The organism is Ruminococcus sp. OM06-36AC, assembly GCF_003438725.1.
Lineage (GTDB): Bacteria > Bacillota > Clostridia > Oscillospirales > Ruminococcaceae > Ruminococcus_C > Ruminococcus_C callidus.
Genome location: NZ_QSTT01000044.1, coordinates 726 through 5,389, shown reverse-complemented (window position 1 = coordinate 5,389; position 4,664 = coordinate 726). Strand labels below are relative to the sequence as shown.

Sequence of the window (4,664 nt, the reverse complement as noted above, 5' to 3'; positions counted from 1 at the left end):
TCCCTCACAATTTCAGCACGCACAGCAGTCATCAAAGCGGTCTGGGTTTGTTCCTTCCGGGTCAGGGCTTTCAGAATACGTTCGTCAATCGTACCCTTGGTGATGAGATGTTGAATGACAACCGTTTCGGATTGCTGCCCCTGCCGCCACAGTCTGGCGTTGGTCTGCTGGTAGAGTTCCAGACTCCAGGTCAGTCCGAACCAAATTAGGTGAGAACCGCCTGCCTGTAAGTTCAAGCCATGCCCGGCAGCGGCTGGGTGCAGCAGACCAACTTGCAGCCTTCTAGCATTCCAGTTCCGAATACTGTCAGAGGACTGGATTTCCTGATAGGAAACATTCAGCTTTCGCAGTCGCTCTTGAATCCGCTCCAAATCATGCTTGAACCAATACGCCACCAGAACGGGCTTGCCGTTGGCTGCCTCTATCAAATCTTCCAGTGCATCCAGCTTTCGGCTGTGAATAGGAATCACCGCTTCGGTATCGTCATACACTGCACCATTCGCCAGCTGGGAAAGTTTGTTGGACAGACTTGCAGCGTTGGCGGCGGTGATCTCAGTGTCCTGCATCTCCAGAATCAATTCGGACTTGAACCGCTTGTAGGTTTCTTGCTCCGTGTCGAACAGCTGCACGGGATATTCGTTGGAAATTAATTCCGGCATGTGCAGGTGGTCGAGGGCTTTCATCGAAACAGTAATGTCCGATATTTTTTCGTAGATCCGTTCTTCGGCATCGGGCAGGGGTTTGTAGGAATACACGATATATCCGTTCTGCTTGTCTGGCTTGAAGTAGGCATTCCGATACTGCCCGATGAATCTGCCGAGCCGCTGCCCCATATCCAGCAGACGAAATTCCGCCCATAAATCCATCAAGCCGTTGCTGGCAGGCGTTCCTGTCAGCCCTACGATGCGTTTCACATTCGGTCGAACTTTCATCAGGGCTTTGAAGCGTTTGCTCTGGTGGCTCTTAAAGCTGGAAAGCTCATCAATCACCACCATGTCATAATCGAACTTCGTGTTGTTGACGAGCCAGTCAATGTTCTCCCGGTTGATGATGTAGATGTCAGCATCTGCCTTTAAAGCTGCAATGCGTTCTTCCTCTGTGCCGACCGCTACGCTGTATCGCAGAGGTTTCAAGTGCTCCCATTTTTCAATTTCAGCAGACCATGTATCCCGTGCAACTCGCAGTGGTGCAATAATCAAAACTTTTCTGACCGCAAACAGATCAAACATCAAATTGTGGATTGCGGTCAGTGTTGTAATCGTCTTACCAAGTCCCATATCCAGAAAGAGTGCTGCGATTGGATGTTCTTCGATAAATCGAACAGCATATTTCTGATAATCATGTAGTTCCATCGCTTTTCACCTCCGAGATGATTTTTTCGATGCCCTCACAAGCATCCAAGACGTAAACCAGAAAACCCAATCGCCTCAGAAGTTTATGCCGGGAAAGTTGAAGCGGTCTTGGTTTCTCTCCGGGTGCTTTCACTTCCACAAAAGCAATTCTACCGCCGGGCATCAATACGATGCGATCTGGAACGCCTGCCGTTCCGGGAGACGTGAATTTCCAACACACACCGCCATTTTGCTTTACTGCCTTTGTGAGTTTTTCTTCAATGATTTTTTCTCGCATGGATTCTCCCTGTTTTTTGAGAAAATGGAGGTCATAGGAAGTCAAATACAAACCTTATATAGAGAGAAAAATTTTACTTTTTTTCTCGCCTGCGTAAAGTCTGTATATGAGTTCCTATGACTTCCACTTTCCCTATATTTCGGTGTTTTTTGACCTTAAAAGTGGAGGTCGATTTTATAGAGTGGAAGTCAAAAACATACTTTTAGTCAAGGAAATCGAATTTGATGCACAGTCCCACAATCACATTACACTGTGTTGTTCTCTTACGTTTATACCCAGCTTGTTCCAAAGCAGAATAGAAATCTGATGTGCTGCGAACAAACTCACCATTTTCAAGACAGTATTCACGGTAGTGCCGATATAGTTCTCCGGACTTTTCCTGATAGCTTTTATCCACCTCACAGCATTCATTGATGAAATTTCCAAGCCAGTCGTTGCCCTCACGATAAGAGCCGATCGCATCTAAAACACACTGCGGTCTGGTGATCTGATAGTTTGCCTCGATGACCTTTCTTGCACCTTCAATCAACCATGAAAGCACTGCACCGCCAGCGTTATCCACAAGATGCTGTGCATAGTTCTTCACATCTGCTTTGCCCTGAATCTTGGCGTGAAACGGGATCACAATCAATCTTCTCCATGTTCCGTCATCCGATGCGCCGACCTTCGGAAGATGATTGGTATACAGCACCAAAGTGTGAGAGGGTTCAAAGTGGAATGGTGCTTTGAATTTCTTTTCAGCAAAAATCGGGTCAGTGGAACAGAGCTGCTTCACCACGCTGGTATTCAGCCGCATGCCCTCTTGCAATTCTGCCGCAATAATCATCCGCTTTCCCTTGAGTTCCGCCATTTCCGGCTTCACGTTTCTCTTGCAATTGACAGTCAGGGCATCTGCTGAAATGTTGCCGCTGTAACTTCCCAGAACCTTGTAAATGACATTCCAGAAAGTCGATTTTCCGTTACGTCCATCACCGTAAGCAATAATCATCGCCTCCAAATACACCTTGCCCACAATACAAAGTCCGCAAATCATCTGCACATAGTCAATCAAGCTCTGGTCGCCGCAGAAGAACAGCTGCAACGCATCATTCCAGAGTTCTTCGCCTTCATTGCTCGGAACGACCGCCGTCACTTTCGTTAAGAGGTCGGCAGGGTCTGTGGGCTTCCAGCCATTCAATCCTTCGGGCAGATAGTAAGTGCCTCCGGGGGTATTTAAAAGCATCGGATTGCTGTCAAGGGCTTCGGGATTGTGGAGAACCAGAGGCTTTGCAGCATCCAGTGCATTGGTCATACTGCGAACATGGCGGTATTTCATCACGAATGCCTTGAAAGTGGCATAGTACTGATACTCCTTGTATGCGGCGATCTGTTCCTCGTCCAGACTATCCCGAAACTTTTTGCCGCCATTGATTGCTGCATCTCTTGCAACACCGAGGCTTTCTAGTTTCAGAAGGGATGCTTCCACCTGCTTTTCTGCCTCTGCCAGCTGTATGTCTGTATGTTCGATCATAGCAAGGGTGACAGCGTGCTCTGACTCCTCCCAGTAGGTTCCGTTGTAGCGAAGATAATCGGTCGCAATAGTAAACGCCACCTCATCTGAAAAGCCTTCTACAAATGTGCGAGCCTCTCCAACATCCGAAAAATCATCGGGAATCAGGGACTGTTTGCCGTATGCTTCAGGAGAAATATATCCTTCCTGCGAGGTTACTTTTTTTCCGAATTTGCAGGCACTGTGCCAGATGGTTTCCAGTTCTTCATCCGGCAGCGGCGGTTCGCATTCTGCTGCCTTTTCCAGAAACTTCTGATAACTTTCCTCAGTCACACCAAAACGCTTGACCAGCTTTCCAGCCATGCGAGACATTGTGCTGTTACGCTGTCCCTGCGGAATGTTACGATTTGACTTCATCAGTGTAAGCCAGTCCTCAATGGATAAACTGCCTTCGTGCCATACAACATCACTCGGACAGCCAAAGAGGAAACGTGAGGCATCCAGTGCATTTCCATCAAAAAACGGCAGTTCCTTATGAATTTTCTGCTTTATTGCCTTATGGGAATTTGCATCCTTGCAGGGTGCTGTCGGGAAAAATACATGGAAACGTGGACGGGCAGATTTGCTGCCTTTTGTCAACATATGATGACGGCTGTAGGTCACTGCAAATGCAACATCTCCTAAGCTGTTCATCAGCATTTCAGGCGTGATCCAGTCTTTCGGGTCATCTGAGTGGTCGTTGTCACAATCCATGGGTACTACATCAGACAGCAGGAAATTGGCATCACTGCGGGCAAAATTCTCATACTGAGCACAGACATGATCGTAGACAACGGCTTTTTTCAAGTCCGCTTCTGAAGTAATGACCTTTTGGTTTGGATAAAGGATATTCTTTTCATTGCCGGTACAGTTTGCTGTATAGAGCGTAAATTTCATTCTATTTCCTCCAGTTCTTCTGTAAAATACCGAATGGTCATATGCCGCCGCTTCGCCCATTTGATTTCCTGCTGCATACCCTCCGACCGCACAGAACCAAACACCCACAACTGAGCACATTTTGACAGCAGTACCAAATTCATGAACATCGCTGTCTGACGATCTTCGCCCAGACTGTCATCCATGAATTGCGGAAACAGCAAGTGGGGAGCGATAGGGACATAGTGGGTGTCTACCGCAAAGCGGCTGTATCGTCTGGCGTTTTCGATATTGTCATTGATGCAGCCGTGGGAATAGGGAGAACAGATGTATACCAGCGGTCGATAAGCGGCAGCCTTTTTCGCCCTGCGTTCCTCTCGTTCAATACGGCTCAGTGCTTCATAAGCAGTGAGATCAATGTACCCCTCAGCGTTATACAGATTCATGCAGTGCTCCTTTCAGCCGCTTCAGTGTGCAGGCATCGCAGTAAACGGCACTGCTGAAAATGTCAAAGTTTTCTGCTGTCCAGAAGATACTCAGATCAACCGGCACTTCTGCACCGCACTGCGGGCAATGGCAGTATACGTTTTCGTTGTTGATCTCCACGGAGATACTGGTGGTGTCATTCAAG

5 protein-coding genes are annotated in these 4,664 nt (G+C 47.7%); all 5 read right to left on the bottom strand.

What is annotated here, in order from left to right; translation table 11 throughout:
- Nucleotides 1–1,352 (bottom strand): DEAD/DEAH box helicase (locus tag DXB92_RS12820; RefSeq protein WP_147330072.1); only part of this gene is annotated, 1,352 nt, incomplete at its 3' end.
- The gene (locus tag DXB92_RS12815; protein ID WP_046437754.1) at nt 1,339–1,629 is read right to left on the bottom strand and encodes a VRR-NUC domain-containing protein; all 291 of its coding nucleotides are present in this window, start codon (nt 1,627–1,629) and stop codon (nt 1,339–1,341) included. The genes DXB92_RS12820 and DXB92_RS12815, both read right to left, overlap by 14 nt.
- A 202-nt stretch (nt 1,630–1,831) precedes the next feature.
- A complete protein-coding gene (locus tag DXB92_RS12810) occupies nt 1,832–4,054 on the bottom strand; it encodes a phage/plasmid primase, P4 family (RefSeq protein WP_117734181.1) in 2,223 nt (740 codons plus the stop codon).
- Entirely contained in the window at nt 4,051–4,479 is a 429-nt protein-coding gene (locus DXB92_RS12805; protein WP_117734180.1) for a DUF4406 domain-containing protein, read from the bottom strand. Before DXB92_RS12805 ends, DXB92_RS12810 begins: the two co-directional genes overlap by 4 nt.
- Nucleotides 4,466–4,664 (bottom strand): hypothetical protein (locus tag DXB92_RS12800; protein ID WP_347512276.1); only part of this gene is annotated, 199 nt, incomplete at its 5' end. The genes DXB92_RS12805 and DXB92_RS12800, both read right to left, overlap by 14 nt.